Source organism: Palleronia pontilimi (assembly GCF_016412875.1).
In the GTDB taxonomy this organism is placed as follows: domain Bacteria; phylum Pseudomonadota; class Alphaproteobacteria; order Rhodobacterales; family Rhodobacteraceae; genus Palleronia; species Palleronia pontilimi.
Map to the genome: position 1 here is coordinate 102,360 of NZ_JAEKPD010000016.1, position 24,044 is coordinate 126,403.

The window sequence follows — 24,044 nt, forward strand, 5'->3', positions numbered from 1 at the left end:
AACAGGAGATACACGCGATGACGATCCATTGGTGCGGAACCGGCCTGTCGGCCATCCCCGGCCTGCGCCGCCTGATCGACGCGGGCCACGACGTGACCGTCTGGAACCGTTCGCGCGACAAGGCGGTCGCGGCGGTGGGCGATCTGACGGACGACATCCGGAGCTTCGACACCGGCGCGCTGCGTGACGCCGTGGGCGCGGGCGACGTGGTCGTGTCGATGCTGCCGGGTGACTGGCACGTGCCGCTGGCCGAGCTTGCCATCGACGCGGGCGCGCATTTCGTCAGCTCCAGCTACATCGCCCCCGACATGCGTGCGCTGGACGACCGCGCCCGGGCGGCGGGCGTCGCATTGGTCAACGAAATCGGTCTCGATCCCGGGATCGACCACCTGATGGCGCACAGGCTCATGGCCGATTACCGCGCCTCGCAGGCCTTCGACCCCGACAACGCGCTGCATTTCCTCAGCTATTGCGGCGGCATCCCGAAGGTCCCCAACCCGTTCCGCTACAAGTTCAGCTGGTCGCCCTTGGGCGTGCTGAAGGCGCTGCGATCGCCGTCGCGATCGATCCGCGACGGACGTCCCTTCGACGTGGCGCGCCCCTGGGACGCCATTTCCAGCTACACCGCGCCCCTGCCCGCGCCCGAGACGTTTGAGGTCTATCCCAACCGCGACAGCCTGCCCTTCCTGGCCGAATACGGCTTCGATGAAGGCTGGAACGTGCAGACCTTCGTGCGCGGAACCTTGCGGCTGGACGGCTGGGCCGACGCCTGGGCGGACGTCTTCGCCGAGGTCGAAACGCTCACGGGGGCCGCGGGCGACCAGCGGCTGGCGGAGATGTCGGACCAGTTCTGGGCCAGCAACGCCTACGATCCCGGCGAGCCGGACCGCGTCGTGCTGTGCGTCGATCTGCGGGCCGAGCGGGACGGCCGCACGGTCTGGCACAAGACATACGTGATGGATGCCTGGGGCGACGCCGACAGCACCGCCATGGCGCGGCTGGTGTCGGTGCCCGTCTCGATGGCGGTCGAGGCGGTCCTGGCGGGCGACATGGCGCCCGGCGTGCACGCAGCACCGAGCGGACCGGCGCTGGTGGACCGATTCCTGGCGAAGATCGACGACCTGGCGCAGCACCTGGCCATCGTCGATCACGCCTGAGCCGTCAGCCGACGATCCGGTAATACAGCCAGTCGGGCAGGAAGTTCGACAGCCGGAACAGCGCGCCGAAGCTGCGCGGGAAGTTCTTGGCGAAGCTGTCGCCGTTCAGGTGGTCGACGAATTCGCGGGCGGCAGCCTCGGGCGTCATGATCATCGGCATCTTGAAGTTGTTCTTGTCGGTCAGCCGCGTCTCGATGAAGCCCGGGTTCACCAGTTGCACGTCGACGCCCGTGCGGCGCAGATCGGCATACATCGACTCGGCCAGCGCCATCAGGCCCGCCTTCGCCGCGCCGTAGCCGATCGAGCTCGGCAGACCGCGAAATCCCGACAGCGACCCGGTCAGCACGACGTGGCCCGCACCCCGCTCGACCATCTGCGGCACGACCTGGCCCAGGATCCGCCCCGCGCCGGTCAGGTTGATGTCCAGCATGGCGGTGACCTGTTCGGCATTCCATTCCTGCGCGGATTGCGGCCAGTAGACCCCCGCCAGATAGACGACGCCATCGACCTGCCCGGCCTCTTGCGCCGCGCGCGCCACGTCGTCGTCATCCGACACGTCGCAGGTGACCACCGTGGCCGGACCCGTCAGCTCGCCCGCCAGTTCGTGCAGCCGGTCGGCGCTGCGGGCGCTCAGGATCACATGCGCCCCGAGCGCGCTGATCCTGCGCGCGACTTCGCGGCCCAACCCCTCGGACGCGCCGACGATCCAGTAGCGCTTGTGTTCCCAGTCTCTCATTCAGAAGTGTCCTTGCGAATGGTGGCGATCAGCTCGGCAACCTTGAAGCCGTATTTGAAGAACTGGGACCGGTTGATGATGTTGCCGCCGGTGTCGAGATACATCCAGTCGATCACGTCCAGCTTGTGTCCGCCCGAATCCTGGGGCAGCACGATGCGGTAAGACAGCCGCACCGCCGGTCCCGCGTTGCGCCCGACCCCGATGCCGATCACGTCGTCCGCGCGGGCCACGAAGCGGTTCGGACCCTTCACTTCCAGATGCCATGCCCGGGTCTGCTGGGCGCCGCTGTCATAGGTGAATTCCTCGTGCAGGGTGCCGGTATCGCCCTCCCACGTGCCGATCATGCGCGCGTTGAACCGCGACGTGACGCGTCCCGTGGGCCCGAAGATCACGCCGTCGCAGATCAGGGCGCCGTCCAGGTGGGTCGGCAGGTCGAACACCGGACCCAGGCCTTCGTAATCCTGCACCTTCTGTCCCGCGAAAGACAGGATGCGCACCCGGACGATCACGGCGCAAAGCAGGGCCGAGGTCAGGACAGATATGTAGATGAAAATATCCATGGCAAACTCTCTTCACTCGGGATTTCCGGTGGCATCCGGCCCGGGCTGGCGAAACCCGGTGGCGTTCTCGCCGTCAGCGGCTCAGGTAGGACTTTGTTCCGCCGCGTCCCGTCGCTGCGGCATCGCAACGCGCTTTTTCAGCTAATTTCGTGGTCCGGGGGGCGTGGGCGCGACCGGTATCGGGCGCCCTTCCACCAGAGCTTCAGCGCCTGCCAGTGGATCAGTCCCAGGACGCGGCGCGACCCCAGGGGCCGACGCAGGCAGGCCGCCACGATTCCGATGTTGGACAAGGGCTTGCGCGTCCCGCGCAGGGTGGCGATCACGCCCTCGTCGTCCGATGTCCGGTAGTCGATGACGACGGAGATCTCGTCTGGCCCGATGTCGAACCTGAAACTGTAGCCGCCCTCCACATCCTGGAACGGCGAGACGTGAAAGATTTTCTCGGACCGCAAGATATCGCGGGGCCGGATCGTCCGCAGATCGGGATGGCGGCACAGGTAGCAATGGCGGTCGCCGAAGGTGTTGGTCACCTCGGCGATGACGGCGCGCAGGGCGTCCGCATCGTCGCGGATCAGCCAGAAGGACACCGGGTTGAAGACGTGGCCCAGCACCGATGGCTGGGCCAGAAGCTCGATCCGATGGGCGACATGGCCGATCTGGTGCGCCTCGAGAACCGCGCGCACCCAGGCCGCGCCACGCCCGGCGCCGGGCGGCCCGCCGTGATCGGAATCGTCGATCCCCATCAGGCCGCGACCGTTGCGGGCGAAGAAACGCGGCGCCTCCACCGCGCCCTCGGCGTCGAGCAGCACGTAGTCGATGCCGTAGGTGAAGGCGTTGCGGACCGCACCGTGCCGACCGTGGAAGGTCCGGCCCGCGATATGGTCCACCCGGCTCACTGCGCCGCGAGCGGCGCCGAGTCCCGCGCCGCGATGGCTTCGACCACGTCGCGCGCGGTGGCGAACCCGTCCTCGTGGAAGCCGTTGCGCATCCACGCGCCGCAGAACCACGTGGACTGCGCGCCGTTGAAGCGCCGGATATCCTGCTGGGCCTGCACCGCGCCCAGGTCATAGACCGGGTGCGCGAAACTGACCTCGTCGTAGATCAGCCTGGGGTCCAGCGGCTGCGAGCCGTTCAGCGTGACGAACATCGGATCGTCCTTGGGGATCGGCTGCAGCGAATTCATCCAGTAGCTCAGGCCGATCCGGTCGGTGGGGCCGTCCTCGGGCTCGGAATAGACCCAGCTGGCCCAACAGGATTTCCGGCGCGGCATGACGCTGGTATCCGCGTGCAGCACGGCGTGGTTGGGCTGGTAGCGGACTGCGCCCAGCGCGCGGCGCTCTTGCTCGGACGGATCGGCCAGCAACGACAGGGTGACGTCGGAATGGGTGGCGAAGATCACCTCGTCGAAGATCTCGGGCGCGTCGGCCCGGGTTTCCACCTGCACCGTGCCGCCATCGCGCCGGACCGCCGCGACCGGTGCGCCGGTACGCAGCTCGACACCCGCATGGGCCAGCGCCGCCTGGACGCGGCGCACGTATTCGACCGACCCGCCCTTGACCGTGTACCATTGGTGCTGGCCCTCGTAGTCCAGCAGTGCGTGGTTTTCGAAGAACTGCACCAGCGATTTGGCCGGGAAATCCAGGATGCCGCGCGTCGGCGTCGACCAGATCGCGCCGGAAAACGGCAGCAGGTAATATTCGCGAAACCACGACCCGGTGCCCAGCCCGCCCAGCAGTTCGCCGATGGACATGCCCTCGCGTACCGTCGTCCGGGCATGCTTGTTGAAATGCACGATATCGCGGACCATGCGCAGGAAACGCGGGTTCACCACGTTGCGCTTCTGCGCGAAGATCGTCTTCACCGAATGCAGCGCGTATTCGAGCCGTCCCCCGCCGATCGAGGCCCCGAAGCTCATGTCGCTTTCGGTGACCGGCACGTCGAGCGCGTCGAAGAGGCCCGTCAGGTTGGGGTAGTTCACCCGGTTGAAGACGATGAAGCCGGTATCGACGGGCTGGTCGCGACGCTTGCCCGCGATCACGGTGCGCGCGTGTCCGCCCAGCCGCGGCTCGGCCTCGTAAAGGGTGACGCGGTGGCTGTCCTTCAGCAGGTAGGCGGCAGCAAGTCCCGACACGCCCCCCCCGATAACGGCGATGCGACGGGGGGAATTGGAAGCATTTTCAAAAGGCATGAACGGTCCGGTTTTGATCCTTGGCGACCGAATACACGGCATGATCGCTGAAATGGTTTCGTTCGGCGGTGCGTCCACCGAAATCGCACGAGTGTGACAATCTGGCTGACCTTGTTGCGCCGCTCATCCGTCGGTGACGGGCAGTCGCGGCGCCGCTTCGCCGTCTTCGGCGAAGTCGAAGGAATGCAGCCGCTGCGCGCGTTTGCCCGCCTTTTCGCCCGAGATCAGGATATCGTCCACGTCCTTGCGGGCTTGGCTGAAATGGCGGTCCAGGTTGCCGACGCGGGTGACCAGCCGCTCGGTGTCGGCGTGCAGCAGCGCCAGTTCGCGCCGGATCGCGCCCGCCTGTTCGCGCATCCGCGAATCCTTCAGGATCGCGCGCATGGTGTTCAGCGTCGCCATGCAGGTGGTGGGCGACACGATCCAGACCCGCGCGGCGAAGCCTTCGCGCACCACCTCGGGCAGGCGGGCGTGCAGCTCGGCATAGATCGCCTCGGACGGCAGGAACATGATGGCGCCATCCGCCGTCTCGCCCTCGAGGATGTATTTCTCGGAGATGTCCCGGATGTGCTTCTTCACCGCCTGGCCCAGCGCGCGCAGGGCAAGGGTCATCTGCTCTTTCGTCTCGGCGGCGGCCAGCTGTTCGAACGATTCGAACGGGAACTTGGCGTCGATGACGATCGGACCGGGCGGGTTCGGCAGGTGGACCAGGCAATCGGCGCGCTTGCCGTTCGATAGCGTTGTCTGCAGCGTGTAGCTGTCGGCGGGCAGCGCCTTCGACACGATATCGGTCAGCTGGATTTCCCCGAACATGCCGCGCCGCTGCTTGTTGGACAGGATATCCTGCAGGCTCAGCACGTCGCCCGACAGCTTGGTGATGTTGTCCTGCGCGCGGTCGATCACCTGCAGCCGCTCGCGCAGCTGGGTCAGCGAATTGGTGGTCTTCTCGGACGTGCCGTGCAGCGTCTCGCGCATCCGCTCCTGCATCTCGGCCAGCGCGCGATTGCTGCGGGTCGCGTTCTCGGCCAGCCGGTCGGCCATGCGCTGCTGCACGTCGTTCAGCCGCGTCTCGACTGTCTGGATCACCGTCAGCTGCGCGGTGGCCTGGGTGTCGCTGACCATCTGCAGGTTTCCCGCAAGTTGGGACTGGCCCGCGCCCAGGCGCTGCACGTCGCCGCCAAGGCGCAAAAGCTCGTGCGTCAGCGCGTCCGACGCGCGCGCGGTGCGCCCGGCGCGCACCAGCGTGACGACCAGCAGCACGATCACCAGAAGCACGACGGCCGCCGCCAGCGACAACAGCACAAGGGGGTCTTGCAGCAACAGGTCAAGCTCGTTGCGGGTCATCGGCGTCCAAACAGTCGTTCAATGTCGGATAAGTGCAATTCCACGTAGGTCGGGCGGCCATGGTTGCACTGGCCGGAATGGGGCGTGGCCTCCATCTCGCGCAGCAGGGCATTCATCTCGGGCGCCGACATGCGCCGACCCGAGCGGACCGAGCCGTGGCAGGCGACGCGGCTCAGCACCGCTTCGATCCGGGCCTGCACCGACAGGCTGTCGCCGAGATCCTCCAGCTCGTCCAGGATATCGCGCAGCATCGCCTCGCTGTCGACGGGCCCCAGGATCGCGGGCGTGGCGCGCACCGCCACCGCGCCGCCGCCGAACGCCTCGATCTCGAGCCCCAGACGCGACAGCGCGTCGCCCAGTTCAAGAAGCGCGGCCGCCTCGTCTTCCCCCAGCGACACGATATCCGGGATCAGCAGCGCCTGTGAGGCGACGCCGCTTTCGGCCATCTGGCGTTTCAGCTTTTCATAGACCAGCCGCTCGTGGGCCGCGTGCTGGTCGACGATGACCATGCCGGTTTCGGTCTGGGCGATGATGTAGTTCTCGTGGACCTGACCGCGCGCGGCACCCAACGGATGGACCTCGTCGCCCCCATCGGCGACCTCGTCGACCGGATCGACCCGCGCGAACACCTGGGCGGTTTCGGCGAAGCCCTGCGCCGGGCGCGGGGTCGGCCGGGCACGGTCCATCTGGTACACGCGGGGGGCATCCTGGGCCTCGGGACGGAACGCGCCCAGCGTTGCCCCACCGACGGTGGTGGAGGCGCGGTGTCCCGCCTCGGCCAGCGCGTGGCGCAGGGCCGACACGATCAGCCCGCGCACCGAGCCGGGATCGCGGAACCGCACTTCGGTCTTGGCGGGGTGCACGTTCTGGTCCACGCGGGTCGGGTCGCATTCGACGAACAGGGCCGCGACCGGGTGGCGATCGCGGCTCAGGAAGTCCGCGTAGGCACCGCGCAACGCGCCGTAAAGCAGCTTGTCGCGCACCGGGCGGCCATTTACGAACAGGTATTGCTGGGTCGCGGCACCCCGCGAATAGGTGGGCAGTGCGGCATAGCCGGTCAGCGTCGTCCCCTCGCGCTCGGCGTCGATCAGCAGCGCGTTGTCGGCGAAATCGGCGCCGAGGACGCGGGCCAGCCGCGCCCGCATCGCGTCGAACAGGTCGCCGGTGCCCGCGTCGGCGCGGAAGGTCACGCGGCCCTCGCCGCCGCCTGAGACGTCGCGCAGCGTGAAGCCGACGAACGGCTCGGCCATGGCAAGGCGCTTCACGACGTCGGTGATGGCCTGCCCCTCGGCCCGGTCGGTGCGCAGGAATTTCAGCCGCGCGGGGGTCGCGTAGAAGAGGTCGCGCAGTTCGACGACGGTGCCCTGGCTCAACGCGGCGGGCTTCACCGGCTGCAGCGCACCGCCCGACACGGAGATCTGCGCGGCGTCATCGCCCGCGGCGCGGCTGGTGATGGTCAGCCGCCCCACGGCCCCCAGGGACGGCAGCGCCTCGCCGCGGAAGCCGAAGGACGTGATGTTCAGCAGGTCGGTGCCGTCGATCTTCGACGTGGCGTGGCGCGACAGGGCCAGCGCCAGGTCCGCGCCGGGGATGCCGCAGCCATCGTCGGTGACGCGGATCAGCGTCTTGCCGCCATCGGCCACGGCGATGTCGATGCGCTGCGCGCCCGCATCAATCGCGTTTTCCACCAGCTCCTTCACGGCCGAGGCCGGGCGCTCGACCACCTCGCCCGCGGCGATGCGGTTGATTGCGCCCTCGTCCAACTGGCGGATATGTGGACGGTCGGGCCGTATCTGGGGGTCGTGGCGGGTCATGCCACAAGGGGTAGCACGCCCGCGCACGATTCGCACAGTGGAAATGCGGGCGCGGCCCGCCCGCGCCGCGCTCAGTTCGTCGCTTCGAGCCCTTCGGGCTGGCCCACGACCACGAAGCTCAGATCCTCGGGGCGATACACCCGCTCGGCCACGCGGCGGATGTCGTCCAGCGTCACCGCGTTCACCTTGTCGTTGCGCGTCTCGATGTAGTCGAGGCCCAGATCGTCCATCTGCATCCCCACCAGGATGCCCGCGATGCGAGCGTTGCCGTCGAAGCGCAGCGGATAGGCCCCGGTCAGGTAGGTCTTGGCGGCCTGCAATTCCTCTTCCGTGACGCCTTCGGCGACGCGCGCCCATTCATCGCGGATCACCTGTACCGTCTCGGCGGCGCTGGAATTGGCCGAAGACGCCTGGCCCATGACCAGCTCGCCGTAATCCATCGGCTGCAACCAGGTGCCGACGCCGTAGGTCAGGCCGCGCTTCACGCGCACCTCGTCCATCAGGCGCGAATTGAACCCGCCGCCGCCGAAGATCTCGTTCAGGATATAGGCGGCGAAGAAGTCCGGATCGTCGCGGGTGATGCCTTCATGGCCGAACAGGATCACCGATTGGGGCGTGTCGAAATCGACCACCGTGACCCCCGGCTCGGCGGAATAGTCGGCGCGCCCGGGCAGCGGCGTCTCGGAAACCGGCAGATCGGAGAACAGCGTGTCCAGGATCTCGCCAAGCGCCTCGGGGGTGATGTCGCCCACCGCGCCCACGTGAACCCGGTCGCGGACCAGCGCGGCGCGGTGGGCGGCCACCACGTCATCGCGGGTCAGGCCGCGGACGCTGTCCAGCGTTCCGTCATTGGGCGCGCTGTAGGGATGGTCGGGATAGGCCCGCTCGGCGAAGGCCTGCTGGGCCATGGTGTCGGGGTCGGTCTGGTTGCCCGCCACGATGGACAGGACCTGGTCGCGCACCCGGTCGACGGCGACCTGGTCGAAGCTGGGCTCGACCAGCGCCTTGCGCAGCAGTTCGACCGCCGCGTCGCGGTTCTCGGTCAGGAACCGCGCCGAGATCGACACGGTGTCGTCGCTGGCGTCGAAGCCGAAGCTGGCGGCCAGTTCCTCGCGCGCCAGTGCGAAGGCCTGCGCGTCCATGTTGGCGGCGCCTTCCTCCAGCAGACCCATCATCAGGTTGACGACGCCTTCCTTGCCCTCGGGGTCCAGGACGCTGCCGCCCTGGAAGCGGATTTCCAGCGCCGCGAACGGGATGGAATGGTCTTCGACCAGCCACGCGGTGATGCCGCCGGGCGATGTGACCTCCTGGATGTCGACCGCCGCCTGCGCAGGCAACGTGGCAAGGGCGAAGAATGCGGCAAGGGCAAAGCGGATCACTGGATCACCTCCGGGTCGGCAAGGGTGGCGGCGGCGGGCGTTTCGGTCTCGGCCTCGGCGCCGGGCGGGGTGGTCAGCCAACCGGTGACCGCGTTGCGGCGGTCGAAGACCTCGCGGCCCGCGGCGATGATCTCGTCCGAGGTGATCGATTGCAGGATCTCGGGCCACTCCTGCACGTCCTGCACGGTCAGCCCGCTGGTAAGCGCCGCACCGTAGCGGCGGGCCAGCGACTGCGTGCTGTCGGCCTCGTAGATCTCGGCGGCCTTCATCTGCTGCTTGATGCGGGCCAGTTGCGCCTCGTCCACGCCGTCCTCGAAGAAGGCCGCGATCTCGCGGTCCAGCGCGGCTTCGGCATCTTCCAGCGACACGCCGGGCGCGGGCACGATCACCAGCCCGAAGGTCGTGTCGTCAAGCGCGGTGCCCCGGTAGAAGGCCGAGGTATAAAGCGCCTCCTTGGTGCCGAACTGCAGCCGCGTCGCCAGCTCCGAGGTCTGGCCCGACCCCAGGATATCGGCCAGCAGCGAAAGCGCGGCCGCCTTGCGCTGGTCGCCGCTGTCACGCTCGGGGGCCAGGTAGGTGCGGATCACGTAGGGCTGCGACACGCGCGGATCCTCGAAGGTCAGGCGACGCTCGGCCAGTTGCGGCGGCTCTTGCGGGCGGGTGCGCTCGGGCAGGTCTTCCGTGGGCGGCACGGGGCCGTAATGCTCTTCGGCCAGGGCGCGCACCTCGTCGGGGGTGACGTCGCCCGCGACGATCAGGATGGCGTTGTTGGGCGCGTAATAGGTCCGGTAGAAGTCCAGCGCATCGTCCAGCGTCAGCTGCTCGACCTCGTGCATCCAGCCGATCACCGGGATGCCGTAAGGGTGGTTCTGGTACTGCGCGGCGTCGCGCTGCTCGCCGAACAGGGCGCCGGGGTCGTTCTCGGTGCGCTGGTTGCGCTCTTCCTGGATGACGCGGCGCTCGGTGGTGATGTCCTGTCCGTCCAGCTGCAAATCGCGCATCCGGTCGGCTTCCATCTTCATCATCAGGCCCAGCCGGTCGGCGGCCACGCGCTGGAAATAGGCGGTGTAGTCCTGCGAGGTGAAGGCGTTGTCGGTGCCGCCGTTCTCGGCGACGATGCGGCTGAACTCGCCCGGCTCAAGCTCGTCGGTGCCCTTGAAGAGCAGGTGTTCCAGGTAATGCGCAACGCCCGACACGCCCGGCGGCTCGTCCGCGGCGCCGGTGCGATACCAGACCATGTGCACGACGACGGGCGCGCGGTGATCTTCCAGCACCACGACCTCCATCCCGTTTTCCAGCGTGAAGGTCGAGACCTCGGCCGCGCGGGCGGCAACGGTCAGGCCAAGCAAGGCCGTCAGCGATAGGACAAACGCGCGCACCATGGGCACCCCTTTTGCGGAATTGGCAGTCTTGGGCAATCTATGGGACGCGCTTATGGGCGCAATCCCGCATGACGGGGATGTGAGCGAATGTCGCGGCCCGCGGGCGCGCTACTGCTCCACGTTGGGCGGAGGCACGGCAGGGGTGCGCACGCCCGCCCGGCGGAAGCGCTCGAGCTCGGCGTATTGGTCCAGCGACTGGCCGCGATAGGCGTTGTAATAGGTCGTGACGTTCAGCACCCGCTCGAGCAGTCGGCCGTCATTGTCGCGCCGGAACGCAAGGTCTTCGGCGGCCAGCGTCTGGCGGATCGAGCTGTCGACGCCGAAACGCCGGGCGTGGCTGACCAATGCGGGCCCCTGCACGCCACCGCCCTGCACGGCCGATGCGCGACCGCCCAGCGCCGCGATCGCATCGGCCTGGGGCGTTGCGTCGGTGCGGTTGGCGCCACCCGGCGTGGGCGGCGGCAGCGCATTCAGGTTGGCCGGGGTCTGCAGCGGCTTGTTGGGCAGAACGGCGAATTCGTCGGGACCGGGGCCGTCCTTGCGCAAGGTGATCAGGTCCGGGGTGCCGCCACAGGCCGACAGCCCGAGCGAAAGGCCCAGTGCCGCGATATATCGTGTGACCGCTCCGCGCATCCGCGCCCCCATCAGATCGTCCAGTCCAGCGCAGCAATACCCCATGCGACGCGCGCCGTCACGGGGTCTTCTTGCCCGGGGTGAACGCGATCAGCCCCAAAGCGCCGGCGAAGATCGCGATATCGGCGACATTGAAGGCATAGGGGTTGTCGATGCCGCAGCAGGACATGTTCAGGAAATCGGCCACCGCGCCATAGATCAGCCGGTCCACGACGTTGCCCAGCGCGCCGCCCACCAGCAGCCCGCCCGCGATCATGGCGCGGCGCGGCGCCCGTTCGCGGTGCATCCAGATCACGACCCAGGCCGAGATCACCAGCGCCACCGCGATCAGGATCCACCGGGTCCAGTCGCTGTCGCCCGACAGCAGGCCGAAATTGATCCCCTGGTTCCACGCCATGCGCAGGTTCAGGTAAGGCGGCAGCACGTCGATCGAGCCGATGGTTTTCAACTCCATCAGCTGGACCACCCACCACTTGACGAGCTGGTCGAGCGCGAACACCACGCCCGCCGTGATCCACAGGCTGCGCATCAGTGGCGAAAGTGGCGCATGCCGGTGAACACCATGGCGAGCCCCGCATCGTCCGCCGCCGCGATTACGTCCGCGTCGCGCATCGACCCGCCGGGCTGGATGACCGCCCGCGCGCCCGCGCCCGCCGCCGTCAGAAGACCGTCCGCGAACGGGAAGAACGCGTCCGATGCCACGACCGAGCCTTGCGTCGGCGGCGCGGGCAGGCCCATCGCCTCGGCCATGTCCTGCGCCTTGCGGGCCGCGATGCGGGTGCTGTCCACGCGGCTCATCTGGCCCGCGCCGACACCCACCGTGGCGCCGTCCTTCACGTAGACGATGGCGTTCGACTTCACGTGCTTGGCGACGGTCCAGGCGAACATCAGGTCCGCAAGCTGCGCGTCCGTGGGCGCCAGTTTCGTGACCACCTTCAACTGGTCCGGCGCGATCGACCCAGTGTCCTTGTCCTGCACCAGGTAGCCGCCCGAGACCTGCTTCCAGACCAGCCCGCCCGCGCCCGCGTCGGCCAGGCCGTCCGTGGTCAGCAGGCGCAGGTTCTTCTTGGCGGCGAAGACCGCGCGGGCCCCGTCGTCGGCGCCCGGCGCGATCACGACCTCGGTGAAGATCCCGCTGATCGCTTCCGCGGTGGGGCCGTCCAACGGGCGGTTCAGCGCGATGATGCCGCCGAAGGCCGACACCCGGTCGCAATCATAGGCGCGGCCGTAGGCCTGGGCCAGCGTGTCGGCTTGCGCCACGCCGCAGGGATTGGCGTGCTTGACGATGACACAGGTGGGCTTCGCGTCGGCGAACTCGCTGATCAGCTCGAACGCCGCGTCGGTGTCGTTGATGTTGTTGTAGCTCAGCTCCTTGCCCTGGTGCTGGGTCGCCGTCGCCACGCCGGGCCGGTCGCTGCCGTCGGTGTAGAAGGCGGCGGCCTGGTGCGGGTTCTCGCCGTAGCGCATGGTTTGGCGCAGCGTGCCCGCCACGGCGCGGCGGCGCGGGTTGGCCACGCCGATGGCGCCCGCCATCCACAACGACACGGCCGCATCATAGGCCGCCGTCCGCGCATAGGCGCGCTGGGCCATGGCCTGGCGGAAGCCAAGGGTGGTCTGGCCGTCGTTTTCGTCCAGCTCGACCAGCAGGGCTGTATAATCCTCGACATCCACGACGGTGGTGACGAAGCCGTGGTTCTTGGCCGCCGCGCGGATCATGGCGGGGCCGCCGATGTCGATATTCTCGATCGCCTCGTCGTAGCCCGCGCCGCGCGCCACCGTGGCCTCGAACGGGTAAAGGTTCACCACCAGCAGGTCGATCCCGCCGATGCCGTGCGCGTCCATCGCCGCCACATGGCCCGCATTGTCACGCAGCGCCAGCAGGCCGCCATGGACCTTCGGGTGCAGCGTCTTCACGCGCCCGTCCATCATTTCCGGAAAGCCGGTCACGTCCGCCACGTCACGCACCGCGAGCCCCGCGTCGCGCAGCGCCTTGGCCGAGCCGCCCGTCGACAGGATCTCGACCCCGCGCGCGGCCAGCGCGTGGCCCAGTTCCAGAAGCCCGGTCTTGTCCGAGACGGAAATCAGCGCGCGCTTGAGGGGGACAAGGTCGGTCATCGGGGCAGCTCCTTGGCAGTCTTTCGCGGGTCAGGCCAGGACGGGGGTGTCGTCGTGGACCGTATCGCGCACCGCATCGGGTGTTTGGCTGGCTTTTGCAAGGGTCCAGCTGACCCGCGTGGCGTAATCGACCGCCGTCGAGGACAACACGATCTGCTGCGTCGCGCGCGGCGACAGCGACACGCTGTCCAGGTAGACCGACGGCTCGATCGCCAGCGCGGCCGCGCCCTTGTGATGGAAGGTCCAGAGCTCGCCGCCCTTGGTCATCAGCAACACCGTCTTGTGGTCGTCGCCTTGCTCGACCGTGATGTCGGGATGCAGGTGGAAGCGGATGCGGAAGGGGATGCCGCGCTGGTCGCTGTCCTGCATGGCCCGGTCGAAGATGGCTTCATCCGAGGTTTCGACCGTGGCCAGCACGTCTTCGCCGTGCAGCTTGCGCCCGTCATTGTCCAGGAAAAGCTGGCGGACATGGGTCAGACCGTGGGTGGCGACATAGCCGTCATGGCCCGCGATCAGGCCCGTGCTCAGGTCGTTGCGCCGCCGCTCGGCCCGCACGTCGCGCGGCGCGTCGCTGAGCAGACCGTTATTTCCCGGCCCCAGCCGCGCCGAGGAATAGCCGTCCAGCGCCAGCGTGGAATGGCTGGGCGTCGCCCGGCCCGCGCGGCGCCACTTCTCGCCGAAGGTGGTGCCCGCGCCGCAGCTGACGATGATGGGCCGCCGCCCGCTGGTCAGCTCGAACGCCAGGGTCGAGGCGTGCGCCTCGCCCGAGCCCGCGCCTTCCGGCGGGGACGCGGCGTCGATGATCAGCGTCGTGCGCGCGTGGGCCATGCGCGCGAATCCCATGGCGCGGTCCTGGGGTTGGCTCGCGCGCACGCCCGACAGCGCCAGCGCCGCGTCCAGCTGGCCGGAGATGCCGCGCCCGCCGCCATGGAACCGGGCAAGCGCCCCGTCGGCCTGTCGCAGGCTGCGCAGAACGGGGGCCGCGCGCGCGATGGCGGCCGCGATGGACGGCGGCGCGGGCGTATCGGCACGGCGCAGGGTTTCGGCGCCCAGCACCAGAAGCGTGAAGACGGTGGCAAGTTCTTCGGGATTGCGCGATGCGATGCCGCCATCGGGCGCGATCAGCAGGTCCGCGTCCTCGGCCATCAGGCGGGCCGTGGCCTCCATCGCGTCCCGCGATCCGTGCAGGTAACTGCCCGCCGCCAGAAGCGCGTTCAGCACCTCGAGCCGCGCGACGCCCGGCGACAGCTTGCGCATCCGTCGGCGCAGGAAGGCCACCTGCCGCGACAGCACCTTGAAGAAACGCTTGCGGGTGGCAGGCGTCACGTCCTCCAGCAGCATCTGCCCATGGGCGATCCAGCGGGTGACGCGGTGTCCCGTCAGCCCCGTCTGCCAGCCCGGCCCCGTGCCCGCGCCGAAGCGGTCCGCCCAGTCATGCACCCAGTCGCGCGCCAATTGCTCGGCCCGTTGCGTGCCCTGCGCGGCAAGGTCGTCGAGCCAGCCCATGCCGTGCAGCTCGGCCTCGAAGCCTGCATCGTCGGGCAGCGGCAGATCCCAGAGCGGGGCGTCCGACGCCTCGACCAGGTAGCCGCGGAACAGGAAGTGTCCGGCCACGATCTGCTGCCCGCGCGCCACGACGCCGATCGAGACCGGCTCGGGCGGCCGGGCGAAGTCGCGCGCGCCGCGCGACAGCACCGACAGCCGGGCCTGCAGCCGTTCGGATCCGGTGATGGGGCTTCTGGCGATCATGTCTGGGTGCGGGTCATGGGATCTTCTTGGCCGCAGGGTAGCGCCGCGGACGGGGAGTGTCATCGCGCAACCGTCACGGCGCGCGGAAGGCCGCCACGAAGAAGCCGTCCATGCCCCCCGCATCGGCCCAATAATCCGGCCGCAACCGCAGGCCCTGGGCCCCGATCCAAGCCGGGTCGATCCCATCGACCTGAAGCGCATCGCGATCCAGCACCAGACCGGGATGCCGCGCCAGGGCCGCGTCGACCTGTGCCTCGCCTTCCTCGGGCAGCAGCGAACAGGTGCAGAAGACGACGCGCCCGCCCGGCTTGACCAGCGTCAACGCGCGGTCCAGCAGCCGCGCCTGCAGCGCTATCAGGGGCGCGAAATCCTGCGCCGCCTTGGCGCGGGGCAGGTCGGGATGGCGCCGCAGGGTGCCCGTGGCCGAGCACGGCGCATCGAGCAGCACCGCGTCGAAGGGCGCGGCGGCGTAGTCCAGCGCGTCGGCGACGACGATCTCGGCGGCAAGGCCGCAACGCGCCAGGTTTTCGCCCACCCGCGCCATGCGCGCCTCGGACAGGTCCAGCGCCGTCACCTGCGCCCCCGCCGCGGCCAGTTGCAGCGTCTTGCCGCCGGGGGCCGCGCACATGTCCAGCACCCGCGCGCCCGCCACGTCGCCCAACGCGCGCGCGGGCACCGCGGCGGCGGCATCCTGCACCCACCACGCGCCGTCGGCGAAGCCCGGCAGCGCGCTGATCTGGCCGGGCATATCCAGCCGGACCGATCCGGTGGGCAGAACCGTGCCGCCCAGCCGCTCGGCCCATCCCGCGGGATCGTCCTTCACGCTCAGATCGACCGGCGCGCCGTCCGCGAAGGCGGCCTCCATCGCCGCGACGACCTCTTTGCCGTAGGTCTTGAGCAAGGGCTTGCGCAGCCATTTCGGCAAGCGCGGCAGCGGCAGCGCCTGCCAGCCGCCCGCCCGCTCGACATTCCGCAGCACGCCGTTCACCATCCCGGCCTGCCCCGCGCCGCGGTCGGTCGCGCGCGCCAGGTCCACGGCGGCGGCCACGGCGGCATGGGCGGGCGTGCCGCCTTCGTAGATCTCGAAGATGGCCAGCCGCAGGATGTTGTGGATCTCGGGCCAGGGTTTCATCCGCACGAATGGCCCCAGCGCCCGGTCGGCGCGGTCCATCCAACGCAACGTGCCCACCGCCAGCCGCTGCGCGCGGGCCCGGTCCGGCGGCGCAAGCGCGTCCAGACGGGGGCCCAGAACCTCGCTCAGCAGGCGCTGGCCCTCGAGCACATCACCCAGCAGCGCCAGCGCCGCGACGCGCGCGGGATCAAGATCTGACATCATGTCACCCTTCGTGCAACCAGCCCCGGCCTTGAGCCGGGGCATCAGGCGGCCTATCTCTCAACCGATACCGATGGCAACCGAAAGCCCGCACCCATGAGCCAGGACAACCTGCCCGACGCCGCGAAACGCGCCCTCGCGGAAGCCGAAGAGCGGCGCAAGAAGGCGCGCGAGATGGACCTGCCAACCGAACTTGGCGGCCGCGACGGCCCCGAGCCCGTGCGCTACGGCGACTGGGAGCGGAAGGGGATCGCGATCGACTTCTAGCGCGTCACGGCAGGTTCAGATACACGCTGCTGCCCGACGAGGGCTGGAAATACACCCGTCCGTCGCGGACATGGACACTCTGGCACGAATCGTCCCACGTCCGGTCGCCCCACTGCATTTCGCGGCAGAACTGGCGCCCGCGCCATTCCCACGTGCCGGTCACGGCCGTTCCGAAGGCGCTGCCCTCGATGCGTCCCCCGGGCGTGACGGTCACGCCGACGCCGAGGCGGCTGAGATTGCGGTTGGCGATCCTGTCGACGAAGGTCGCACGATCGGTGATGGTGGTCTGGTTGGCCAGCGCGGGCAGCGGCCCGAGCGTCATGGCGACCAGAAGCAAATGGCGCAGCATGAGACATCTCCGGTTCTAAAAGTTTGAACCGTGAGCTGGCCCGCAAGCCCTATTTTTCCAGCCCGAGCACGTTCAACATATCGTAAGCGCCCGGCGGCTTTCCGTCGCACCAGAGCGCCGCTTTCACGGCCCCGCGCGCGAACAGGCTGCGATCCGTCGCCTCATGGCGCAGGGTGATCGTCTCGCCCTCGCCGGCGAAAAGGACGTCGTGGGTGCCGATGATCCCGCCCCCGCGGATGGCGTGAAAGCCGATATGGCCCGGCACCCGCGCGCCGGTGATCCCGTCGCGGCCCCGATCGCTGACCTGCGCCAGGTCCACGCCGCGCCCCTCGGCCGCCGCGGCGCCCAGCATCAGCGCGGTGCCCGACGGCGCGTCGACCTTGTGGCGGTGATGCGCCTCGACCACCTCGATGTCGAAGGCGTCATCCAGCGCGGCGGCGACCTGCCGGACCAGCCGCGTCAGAAGATTGACGCCCAGGCTCATGTTGCCCGCGCGCACGATGGTGGCCCGGTCGCCCAGCCCGTTCAGCGTGGCGATGTCGTCCTCGGTGAAGCCGGTCGTGCCGATCACGATGGCGCGGCCCATATCCGCGGCGATGCGGGTATGCGCCACGGTGGCCGCGGGCGCGGTAAAGTCGATCGCCACATCGGCCTCGCGCAGAACCGCCGCCAGGTCGTCCGACACGACGATGCCGCGTGCGGCCGCGCCCGACGCCTGCCCCAGGTCCTGCCCGATCCAGTCGTGGCCCGGCCGTTCGACCGCGCCCGCAAGCGTGGCGCCTTCGGTGGCGTCGATGGTGTCGACCAGCATCCGCCCCATGCGCCCCGAGACGCCCGTCACAACGATCTTCATGCCCGCCTCCCGCGCAAATCCCGCCAATCGCTACGCGGTCGGGCGCGCGGACGCAACGGTCCGGGTTGCGCCCCCGCCCGGCCTTGCCTAGATGCTCGCCATGGCCAAGAACCGCTTCAACGATGGGCCCGGACCCTCGAACCGGCAACTGCGCGTGGGCGAGCTGATCCGCCGCACCCTGTCGGACGTGCTGAATCGGGGCGACATCCACGACCCCGACCTGAACCGCATGTCGATCACCGTCAGCGAAGTGCGCGCATCGCCGGACCTGAAGATCGCGACCGTCTATTGCCTGCCCCTGGGCGGCAAGAACCGCCCCGAGGCGATCGCCGCCCTGAAGCGCAACAAGCACGAGCTGAAGCGCGCCCTGGGCAAGGAAATGTCGCTGAAATTCACCCCCGACCTGCGCTTCCTGATCGATGAGACCTTCGACCGGATGGACGACACCCGTCGCCTGTTCGCCCGCGACGACGTGCAGCGCGACCTGGATGACGGCTCCGACGGGGATGCGCCATGATGCGTCTTGCCCTTGGGCTGCTGTCGCTTCTGCTGCCTGCCCCCGCGCAATCCGCCGACTGCCAGACCGTCCGCTTCGACGGCGCGCGCTTCACGATCTGCGAGGTGGATCTGACGCAAGACACGCTGCGGCTGTGGCTCAATGACCGGAACGGCGTGCCGCTGGGCAGCTTCACCAACGTGAACCGCCTGCTCGCCGCGCAGGGCAAAGAGCTCGGCATCGCCATGAACGCGGGCATGTACCATGCCGACCGCAGCCCCGTGGGGCACTATGTCGAGGACGGGCAGGAAACCATGCGCGTCATCACGTCGGACGGTCCGGGCAATTTCGGGCTTCTGCCCAACGGCGTCCTGTGCCTCGGCGACGGGACCGCGCGGGTGATCGAAAGCCGCCGCTATGCCAGTGACCGGCCCGAGTGCACCCACGCCACCCAAAGCGGGCCTATGCTGGTGATCGACGGCGATCTGCACCCGCGGTTCCTGGAAAACAGCGATTCGACCTACATCCGCAACGGTGTGGGCGTCAGCGCCGACGGCAAGACCGCGTGGCTGGCGATTTCCGAGGACCGCGTGAATTTCCACCATTTCGGGCGGCTGTTCCGCGATGCCATCGGCGCGCGCGACGCGCTGTACTTCGACGGCAACATCTCGCGCCTTTACGACAGCGGCACCGGGCGCAACGATTTCGGGCTGCCCATGGGCCCGATCATCGGCACGGTGCGGCAGGCGGGCTGACGCGATGGGACGCAGACGCAAGGGCCGCGACATCTCGGGATGGGTGATCGTGGACAAGCCCGCGGGCCTGGGCAGCACGGACGTGGTCAACAAGGTGCGCTGGGCCTTCGAGGCGAAGAAGGCGGGCCATGCGGGCACGCTGGATCCAGACGCGACCGGGCTTCTGGCGCTGGCGCTGGGCGAGGCGACGAAATGCGTGCCGCTGCTGACGGACGCGCTGAAAGCCTATGAATTCTCGGTGGTGTTCGGCGCGGCGACCCACACCGACGATGCGTCGGGCGACATCATCGCGACCAGCGATCTGCGCCCCGGCGACGACGACATCCGCGCCGCCCTGCCCGCCTTCACCGGCGACATCGAGCAGGTGCCGCCGCAGGTCTCGGCCGTGAAGGTCGACGGCGCCCGCGCCTACGACCTGGCGCGCGAGGGCGTCGAGATGGAGCTGGCCGCCCGCCCGCTTCACGTGCAAAGCCTCGACCTGCTCGCCCGCCCCGATGCCGACCACGCCACGCTGCGGCTGGTGTGCGGCAAGGGCGGCTACGTCCGCGCCATCGCCCGCGACCTGGGCGAGGCGTTGGGCACCCGCGCCCACGTGGCGTCGCTGCGCCGGACCTGGTCCGGTCCCTTCACGACCGACGGCGCCGTTACGATGGACCGGATCGACGCCCTGGCGCGCAGCCCCGAAGTCGACGGTTTGCTGCGCCCGGTCGAGGACGGATTGCAGCACGTCCCCGCCGCGCAGATCGGCGCCGTCGCGCTGCCGCGCCTGAAGAACGGCAACCCGGTCGAGGTGCTCAGCACCACCGCCGCCTACGGCGACACGGTCTGGGCCGCGCATCAGGGGCGCGCCTACGCCATCGGCACCTATCGCGCGGGCATGGTCCATCCCACCCGCGTACTGAACCGCGAGCCATGATCGAGCGGCGTTTCCAGAAGGGCGACGCGCACAGCGTGGCGCGCTATTCGGACTGTGAACGCTACCGCTTCGACCTGACGCGGATCTGGGATCCCGAAGGGCCACGCGTGCTGTTCGTCATGCTCAACCCGTCGACCGCGACCGAGCAACAGAACGACCCCACCGTCGAGCGCTGCGAACGCCGCGCCCGCGCGCAGGGATTCGGCGGGTTCCGGGTCTGCAACATCTTCGCTTGGCGCAGCACCGATCCCGCCGGGCTGCGCAAGACGCCGGATCCGGTGGGCGCCGATAACGACGCCGCGATCCTTGCCGGTGCCGACTGGGCCGACCGCATCGTGTGCGCCTGGGGCACCCATGGCGCGCTGGAGGACCGCGGACCGGCGGTCGAGGCGCTGCTGCGCGACGCGGGCCATCCGCTGCATCACCTGGGGCTCAGCAAGCACGGCCACCCCAGGCATCCGCTCTATATCGCCTACGCGATCCCGCCGCAGGCCTGGGCCTAGTTTACGCCGCCATGGCGTCCTCGGACGGGGCGAAGACGATATCGTCCGGGTCGATCTCGGACACGCCCATCACGGTCGCCACAAGCTGGTCGTCCACGAAGACATGGGTCCCGCTGCCATCCGGCGCGGCCATGGTCATCACGCTCGACCCGGGATCGCCCTCCAGCACCAGCACGTCTTCGCCGGGGCTGAAATCGCGGATGATCTCGATCGGCGGCGTGTCGTCCCGGATGTCGGGCCCGTCGGGCAGGATGTCGGGATCGGCCACGATGGTCGCCAGCGATCCGTCGTCGGGCGCATCCGTCGGCGGCGCTTCGGGCGCGTCGGGCATCTCCGGGTCGGTGGGCAGCAGGGCGTCGTCGTCCGGAGCGCCACCCGGCGCAGGCTCGGACGGCAATTCGGGATCGGTCGGCGCCAGCGCGTCCTGCTCGAAGATCGGGTCGTCCTCGGTCGGCGCCAGCGCCGCGGTCGCGTCCGGCCCGCCGAACGCATTGTTCTGGGCCTCGATCAGTTCGCTCAAGGCGACTTCGTAATCGAGTCCGTCGAACTGCATCGCGATCCGATCCACCGGAACGTCGTCCAGCGCATCGAATTGAAGCTCGACCAACCCGTCCTCTTGCTCCCACGATATGGTCGGCGGCGTGCCGGTCTCCGGATCGGCGGGCACCACGTCCAGACCTTCGCTGTCGGCAGGCAGGTTGACCACCAGGCGGTCCAGCTCGGCGTCGAAATCCTCGATGATATGCGCGCCGGCGATCGCGTCGAAGGACAGCAGGTCGCCGCCCACGCTGGACGATGCCTCGAAGGGGAGCGCTGCGGCCGGGTCCGCGGGCTCCAGCGTATCCAGGATGTTCCCTTCCCCGCCCCCGTCTGCCTGGTCGCCCGTTGCGTCCGCATCGGGCGCGTCGGCGTCGACCTTGGTCGACAGCATGTCGGGCAGGACCGAGGCCGTCGCCAGACCCGCCAAAACCAGTAGTCCCAACATCGCACACCTCATCCAACCGTGACGTCCCAAACCCTTGATACCTTGCGCCGATTACGATCACGTATCGAAAGAATTCAGCACTTGTGGTAAATGCCGAACATCATGGATCAATTGCCCTTTTCCTCCTTTCCGACATCCCGCATCGCCTGCGGCGACGTGACCCTTTCGGTGCGCCGCGCCGGGACGGGTGCGCCGCTCGTGCTGTTGCACGGCTATCCCGAAACCGCGCTGGCCTGGGCCCAAGTGGCACCGGCGCTGGCGCAGCATTTCGACGTGATCGTCCCCGATCTGCGCGGCTACGGCGCCAGCGATGCCCCGCCGGACGATGCCGGGCACAGTGCCTATTCCAAGCGCCAGATGGGCCGCGATATCGTCGCCCTGCTGGACGCGCTGGACCTGCCCCGGGCCCATGTTCTGGGCCACGATCGCGGGGCGCGCGTGGCCTACCGGATGGCACTGGACCATCCCGACCGCGTCGCGCGGCTGGGCGTCATCGAAATCATCCCGACCGGCAGCTACTGGGCGCGCTGGACCGCGGAAAGCGCACTGGCGGCGTATCACTGGACGTTCCTCGCCCAGCCCTCGCCGCTGCCCGAACGCATGATCGCGGCGGACCCGCAGGGCTATTGCGACTGGACGCTGGCCAGCTGGACCGCCGACAAGGACCTGGGCGTGTTCGACGATGCCGCCCTTGCGGCCTATCGCGCGCAAATGGCCGAGCCCGCGCGCTGCGCCGCCATGTGCGCCGATTACCGGGCAGGCGCGGGGATCGACCGCGCGCTGGACGACGCGGATATCCAGGCCGGGCGCAAGATCGCCGCACCGATGCTGTTCTTGCACGGCAACCGGGGGTTCCCGGCGAAGGCGGGCGATCCTGCCGCGATCTGGGCCGAGCTTGCGGAAGACATCACCGTCGCCACCTATGACGGCGGCCATTTCGCCATGGAAGAAGCGCCGCACGAGGTGATCTCGGCGGCGCTGGACTTCCTTGCGGACCGGACCTAGGCGGCCGCCGCGGCATCCATCGCCGACGGTCCCGCGGCATGGTCCGCGTCGTCTTCGGCAAGATCGGTTTCGATCAACTCGATATCCTCGGCCGCAAGGTCCGGCGCGTTGCGCACCAGCATAACGGGCTGTCCGTTCAGCAAAACGAAGACGTCGGCGCTGCCGGTAACCGGGTCGATGGAGATCTCGGGCTCGGGGGTGGTGTCGCTGTCGAACACCACGACCAGCTGATCCTCGGACGGGTCGTAATCGTCGATGACCGGCGGGCTGGTGTCCCTGTCGACGCGGGTGCCGCTGCTGAACAGATCGACTGTATTATTGTGGATCGGCTCGGACGACGCCGCTTCAACCGCGACCGCATCCTGCCCGGACCGACCAAAGCGATCGTCCGGCCCCGGGTTCAGCACCTCTGCGTCGAACAGGTTTTCGATGTCGAACCCGTCGTCTTCATCGGCAAAGTCCTCATCGGCAAAGTCCTCATCGTCACCTTTGTCCATTTCCCGCCCCTCATCCGCGGCCAGGGAGTCGTGCGCGTCTTCCGGATCCTCGTCCCGCAGGTGATACGGGGCCGGATCATCCGCTTCGTCGTCCAGGTCTTCGGGGCCGATCGCCCGTTCGACCGCGCTCATCACCGGGTCCGTCTCGTCGTCGGCGTCGGGGTCTGCCCCCTCCAGCGCGACGGCCAGGTCTTCGTCGGTCTCGGCCTTGGCCGCGCGACGGTTTGCCAGCAATTTGCGAACCGGGTTCAGGTCCGTGGCCGCCAGCACCGCGATGGCCACCACAACTGTCAGAAATCCGTAGATCATGCGCTTCATCCTTCTGGCCAAAACCAAATCGCGCCGCCCGTGGCGCGTTGTCACGATCAAACGCCCGAAATCAGGAGAATTTACGGCGCTGGGCAGTGACCTTGTGGTCGGAACGGGGCATTTCGGCGACAATCGCGCGCGTCAGGCACCGCTGTTCCGGATCCGGCGACAACCAGCCGCCACGGACGCGCCGACCCGGGGTTTCCAAGTCCGCGCGAATCCCCTATAGGCGCGCATCCGCAATGCTGCGGACAGGGCCAGTGCTGGACGACATCCCGGCCTGCGCCGTCTTGAGAAACCTGTCATAACAAGGAGATCCCCGATGTCGATCACGCCCGAAGAAAAGCAACGCATCATGAAGGAATTCGCCACGAAAGACGGCGATACCGGCTCGCCCGAGGTTCAGGTCGCCATCCTGACCAACCGCATCGCGACGCTGACCGAGCACTTCAAGACGCACAAGAAAGACAATCACTCGCGCCGTGGCCTGTTGATGATGGTCGCCCAGCGCCGCAAGCTGCTGGACTACACCAAGTCCAAGGACGAAGCGCGCTACCAGGACCTGATCAAGCGCCTTGGCATCCGCCGCTAAGGCGCCGCACCGCCACAGGCACGAAAGCCGGTCCGCGCGACAGCCCGGGCCGGGACCAGATCAAGAAGGGGTCGCCATCGTGCGGCCCCTTTCGCGTTGTCGGATCGCCTTTTCCAAGCGGCGCAGC

At 68.7% G+C, this 24,044-nt stretch carries 25 protein-coding genes; 8 read left to right on the top strand and 17 right to left on the bottom strand.

The annotated features are described in order from the left end of the window. Positions 1-17 precede the first annotated feature (17 nt). Positions 18-1,157: a saccharopine dehydrogenase family protein gene (locus ILP92_RS15300; RefSeq protein ID WP_198917284.1), complete on the top strand. Its 1,140-nt coding sequence runs from the start codon at positions 18-20 to the stop codon at positions 1,155-1,157. A gap of 4 nt (positions 1,158-1,161) precedes the next feature. Here ILP92_RS15300 and ILP92_RS15305 read toward each other — a convergent pair whose 3' ends face one another. The 13 genes from ILP92_RS15305 to ILP92_RS15365 all read right to left on the bottom strand — a co-directional run bounded on the left by ILP92_RS15305 (position 1,162) and on the right by ILP92_RS15365 (position 16,390). Continuing rightward, positions 1,162-1,893 (bottom strand): SDR family NAD(P)-dependent oxidoreductase, encoded by a 732-nt coding sequence (locus tag ILP92_RS15305; protein WP_198917285.1) that lies wholly within the window; start codon positions 1,891-1,893, stop codon positions 1,162-1,164. Continuing rightward, complete coding sequence (locus ILP92_RS15310; RefSeq protein ID WP_198917286.1) at positions 1,890-2,453, bottom strand: DUF3833 family protein; 564 nt, start codon at positions 2,451-2,453, stop codon at positions 1,890-1,892. Before ILP92_RS15310 ends, ILP92_RS15305 begins: the two co-directional genes overlap by 4 nt. Before the next feature lie 137 nt (positions 2,454-2,590). Then, positions 2,591-3,349, bottom strand: a complete 759-nt coding sequence (locus ILP92_RS15315) for a DUF1365 domain-containing protein (RefSeq protein ID WP_198917287.1) — start codon at positions 3,347-3,349, stop codon at positions 2,591-2,593. After that, positions 3,346-4,641, bottom strand: coding sequence for an NAD(P)/FAD-dependent oxidoreductase (locus ILP92_RS15320; RefSeq protein ID WP_198917288.1), 1,296 nt, complete (start codon positions 4,639-4,641; stop codon positions 3,346-3,348). The genes ILP92_RS15315 and ILP92_RS15320 overlap by 4 nt, the downstream gene beginning before the upstream one ends. 123 nt (positions 4,642-4,764) lie before the next feature. After that, a complete protein-coding gene (locus tag ILP92_RS15325; RefSeq protein WP_198917289.1) occupies positions 4,765-5,985 on the bottom strand; it encodes a DNA recombination protein RmuC in 1,221 nt (406 codons plus the stop codon). Continuing rightward, positions 5,982-7,799: a DNA mismatch repair endonuclease MutL gene (mutL, locus tag ILP92_RS15330; RefSeq protein ID WP_198917290.1), complete on the bottom strand. Its 1,818-nt coding sequence runs from the start codon at positions 7,797-7,799 to the stop codon at positions 5,982-5,984. Before mutL ends, ILP92_RS15325 begins: the two co-directional genes overlap by 4 nt. 71 nt (positions 7,800-7,870) lie before the next feature. Beyond that, positions 7,871-9,178 carry a M16 family metallopeptidase gene (locus ILP92_RS15335; RefSeq protein ID WP_198917291.1) on the bottom strand — a complete coding sequence of 436 codons (1,308 nt, stop codon included), beginning with the start codon at positions 9,176-9,178 and terminating at the stop codon, positions 7,871-7,873. Further along, positions 9,175-10,560 carry a M16 family metallopeptidase gene (locus tag ILP92_RS15340; protein ID WP_198917292.1) on the bottom strand — a complete coding sequence of 462 codons (1,386 nt, stop codon included), beginning with the start codon at positions 10,558-10,560 and terminating at the stop codon, positions 9,175-9,177. The genes ILP92_RS15335 and ILP92_RS15340 overlap by 4 nt, the downstream gene beginning before the upstream one ends. 108 nt (positions 10,561-10,668) lie before the next feature. Further along, positions 10,669-11,193, bottom strand: coding sequence for a DUF3035 domain-containing protein (locus ILP92_RS15345; protein ID WP_198917293.1), 525 nt, complete (start codon positions 11,191-11,193; stop codon positions 10,669-10,671). 58 nt (positions 11,194-11,251) lie between these two features. Further along, positions 11,252-11,722, bottom strand: coding sequence for a signal peptidase II (gene lspA, locus ILP92_RS15350; RefSeq protein WP_198917294.1), 471 nt, complete (start codon positions 11,720-11,722; stop codon positions 11,252-11,254). After that, complete coding sequence (gene purH, locus ILP92_RS15355; protein WP_198917295.1) at positions 11,722-13,308, bottom strand: bifunctional phosphoribosylaminoimidazolecarboxamide formyltransferase/IMP cyclohydrolase; 1,587 nt, start codon at positions 13,306-13,308, stop codon at positions 11,722-11,724. Before purH ends, lspA begins: the two co-directional genes overlap by 1 nt. A gap of 30 nt (positions 13,309-13,338) precedes the next feature. Continuing rightward, entirely contained in the window at positions 13,339-15,057 is a 1,719-nt protein-coding gene (locus ILP92_RS15360; RefSeq protein ID WP_198917296.1) for a heparinase II/III family protein, read from the bottom strand. A 73-nt stretch (positions 15,058-15,130) separates the two neighbouring features. Further along, entirely contained in the window at positions 15,131-16,390 is a 1,260-nt protein-coding gene (locus ILP92_RS15365; RefSeq protein ID WP_198917323.1) for an RsmB/NOP family class I SAM-dependent RNA methyltransferase, read from the bottom strand. Positions 16,391-16,486: 96 nt separating this feature from the next. On the opposite strand from ILP92_RS15365, the gene ILP92_RS15370 reads away from it, so the two are divergent. Then, on the top strand, positions 16,487-16,657 hold the full coding sequence (locus tag ILP92_RS15370) for a DUF1674 domain-containing protein (protein ID WP_198917297.1): 171 nt from the start codon (positions 16,487-16,489) through the stop codon (positions 16,655-16,657). A 4-nt stretch (positions 16,658-16,661) separates the two neighbouring features. Here the strand turns inward: ILP92_RS15370 and ILP92_RS15375 are convergent, their stop codons facing one another. Both ILP92_RS15375 and dapB read right to left on the bottom strand, forming a co-directional pair. Further along, complete coding sequence (locus ILP92_RS15375) at positions 16,662-17,006, bottom strand: dihydrodipicolinate reductase (protein ID WP_198917298.1); 345 nt, start codon at positions 17,004-17,006, stop codon at positions 16,662-16,664. A 49-nt stretch (positions 17,007-17,055) separates the two neighbouring features. Next, complete coding sequence (dapB, locus tag ILP92_RS15380) at positions 17,056-17,859, bottom strand: 4-hydroxy-tetrahydrodipicolinate reductase (RefSeq protein WP_198917299.1); 804 nt, start codon at positions 17,857-17,859, stop codon at positions 17,056-17,058. Between the two features lie 100 nt (positions 17,860-17,959). On the opposite strand from dapB, the gene rbfA reads away from it, so the two are divergent. Genes rbfA through ILP92_RS15400 form a run of 4 tightly spaced genes read left to right on the top strand, consistent with a single transcriptional unit; the run spans position 17,960 to position 20,529 of the window. Then, a complete protein-coding gene (rbfA, locus tag ILP92_RS15385; protein WP_198917300.1) occupies positions 17,960-18,376 on the top strand; it encodes a 30S ribosome-binding factor RbfA in 417 nt (138 codons plus the stop codon). Beyond that, positions 18,373-19,110 (top strand): phosphodiester glycosidase family protein, encoded by a 738-nt coding sequence (locus ILP92_RS15390; protein ID WP_198917301.1) that lies wholly within the window; start codon positions 18,373-18,375, stop codon positions 19,108-19,110. The genes rbfA and ILP92_RS15390 overlap by 4 nt, the downstream gene beginning before the upstream one ends. 4 nt (positions 19,111-19,114) lie before the next feature. Continuing rightward, positions 19,115-20,026, top strand: a complete 912-nt coding sequence (truB, locus tag ILP92_RS15395) for a tRNA pseudouridine(55) synthase TruB (RefSeq protein ID WP_198917302.1) — start codon at positions 19,115-19,117, stop codon at positions 20,024-20,026. Continuing rightward, on the top strand, positions 20,023-20,529 hold the full coding sequence (locus ILP92_RS15400; RefSeq protein WP_198917303.1) for a DUF1643 domain-containing protein: 507 nt from the start codon (positions 20,023-20,025) through the stop codon (positions 20,527-20,529). Before truB ends, ILP92_RS15400 begins: the two co-directional genes overlap by 4 nt. Position 20,530: 1 nt before the next feature. On the opposite strand, the gene ILP92_RS15405 is transcribed toward ILP92_RS15400, so the two are convergent. Further along, complete coding sequence (locus ILP92_RS15405; protein WP_198917304.1) at positions 20,531-21,514, bottom strand: hypothetical protein; 984 nt, start codon at positions 21,512-21,514, stop codon at positions 20,531-20,533. Positions 21,515-21,604: 90 nt separating this feature from the next. On the opposite strand from ILP92_RS15405, the gene ILP92_RS15410 reads away from it, so the two are divergent. Continuing rightward, on the top strand, positions 21,605-22,519 hold the full coding sequence (locus tag ILP92_RS15410) for an alpha/beta fold hydrolase (protein WP_235971475.1): 915 nt from the start codon (positions 21,605-21,607) through the stop codon (positions 22,517-22,519). Here the strand turns inward: ILP92_RS15410 and ILP92_RS15415 are convergent. Then, positions 22,516-23,325, bottom strand: a complete 810-nt coding sequence (locus tag ILP92_RS15415) for a hypothetical protein (protein WP_198917306.1) — start codon at positions 23,323-23,325, stop codon at positions 22,516-22,518. The two genes, ILP92_RS15410 and ILP92_RS15415, sit on opposite strands and share 4 nt — an antisense overlap. Positions 23,326-23,647: 322 nt before the next feature. Between ILP92_RS15415 and rpsO the strand changes: the two genes are divergently transcribed. After that, complete coding sequence (gene rpsO / locus ILP92_RS15420) at positions 23,648-23,917, top strand: 30S ribosomal protein S15 (RefSeq protein ID WP_198917307.1); 270 nt, start codon at positions 23,648-23,650, stop codon at positions 23,915-23,917. Positions 23,918-24,044: the final 127 nt, after the last annotated feature.

Bases quoted from the DNA above. Each gene is read 5' to 3' on its own strand.
- ILP92_RS15300 (WP_198917284.1), top strand. From the start codon at position 18: ATGACGATCCATTGGTGCGGAACCGGCCTGTCGGCCATCCCCGGCCTG.
- ILP92_RS15305 (WP_198917285.1), bottom strand. From the start codon at position 1,893: ATGAGAGACTGGGAACACAAGCGCTACTGGATCGTCGGCGCGTCCGAG.
- ILP92_RS15310 (WP_198917286.1), bottom strand. From the start codon at position 2,453: ATGGATATTTTCATCTACATATCTGTCCTGACCTCGGCCCTGCTTTGC.
- ILP92_RS15320 (WP_198917288.1), bottom strand. From the start codon at position 4,641: ATGCCTTTTGAAAATGCTTCCAATTCCCCCCGTCGCATCGCCGTTATC.
- ILP92_RS15325 (WP_198917289.1), bottom strand. From the start codon at position 5,985: ATGACCCGCAACGAGCTTGACCTGTTGCTGCAAGACCCCCTTGTGCTG.
- mutL (WP_198917290.1), bottom strand. From the start codon at position 7,799: ATGACCCGCCACGACCCCCAGATACGGCCCGACCGTCCACATATCCGC.
- ILP92_RS15340 (WP_198917292.1), bottom strand. From the start codon at position 10,560: ATGGTGCGCGCGTTTGTCCTATCGCTGACGGCCTTGCTTGGCCTGACC.
- ILP92_RS15345 (WP_198917293.1), bottom strand. From the start codon at position 11,193: ATGCGCGGAGCGGTCACACGATATATCGCGGCACTGGGCCTTTCGCTC.
- lspA (WP_198917294.1), bottom strand. From the start codon at position 11,722: ATGCGCAGCCTGTGGATCACGGCGGGCGTGGTGTTCGCGCTCGACCAG.
- purH (WP_198917295.1), bottom strand. From the start codon at position 13,308: ATGACCGACCTTGTCCCCCTCAAGCGCGCGCTGATTTCCGTCTCGGAC.
- ILP92_RS15360 (WP_198917296.1), bottom strand. From the start codon at position 15,057: ATGATCGCCAGAAGCCCCATCACCGGATCCGAACGGCTGCAGGCCCGG.
- ILP92_RS15365 (WP_198917323.1), bottom strand. From the start codon at position 16,390: ATGTCAGATCTTGATCCCGCGCGCGTCGCGGCGCTGGCGCTGCTGGGT.
- ILP92_RS15370 (WP_198917297.1), top strand. From the start codon at position 16,487: ATGAGCCAGGACAACCTGCCCGACGCCGCGAAACGCGCCCTCGCGGAA.
- ILP92_RS15375 (WP_198917298.1), bottom strand. From the start codon at position 17,006: ATGCTGCGCCATTTGCTTCTGGTCGCCATGACGCTCGGGCCGCTGCCC.
- dapB (WP_198917299.1), bottom strand. From the start codon at position 17,859: ATGAAGATCGTTGTGACGGGCGTCTCGGGGCGCATGGGGCGGATGCTG.
- rbfA (WP_198917300.1), top strand. From the start codon at position 17,960: ATGGCCAAGAACCGCTTCAACGATGGGCCCGGACCCTCGAACCGGCAA.
- ILP92_RS15390 (WP_198917301.1), top strand. From the start codon at position 18,373: ATGATGCGTCTTGCCCTTGGGCTGCTGTCGCTTCTGCTGCCTGCCCCC.
- truB (WP_198917302.1), top strand. From the start codon at position 19,115: ATGGGACGCAGACGCAAGGGCCGCGACATCTCGGGATGGGTGATCGTG.
- ILP92_RS15400 (WP_198917303.1), top strand. From the start codon at position 20,023: ATGATCGAGCGGCGTTTCCAGAAGGGCGACGCGCACAGCGTGGCGCGC.
- ILP92_RS15405 (WP_198917304.1), bottom strand. From the start codon at position 21,514: ATGTTGGGACTACTGGTTTTGGCGGGTCTGGCGACGGCCTCGGTCCTG.
- ILP92_RS15410 (WP_235971475.1), top strand. From the start codon at position 21,605: ATGCCGAACATCATGGATCAATTGCCCTTTTCCTCCTTTCCGACATCC.
- ILP92_RS15415 (WP_198917306.1), bottom strand. From the start codon at position 23,325: ATGATCTACGGATTTCTGACAGTTGTGGTGGCCATCGCGGTGCTGGCG.
- rpsO (WP_198917307.1), top strand. From the start codon at position 23,648: ATGTCGATCACGCCCGAAGAAAAGCAACGCATCATGAAGGAATTCGCC.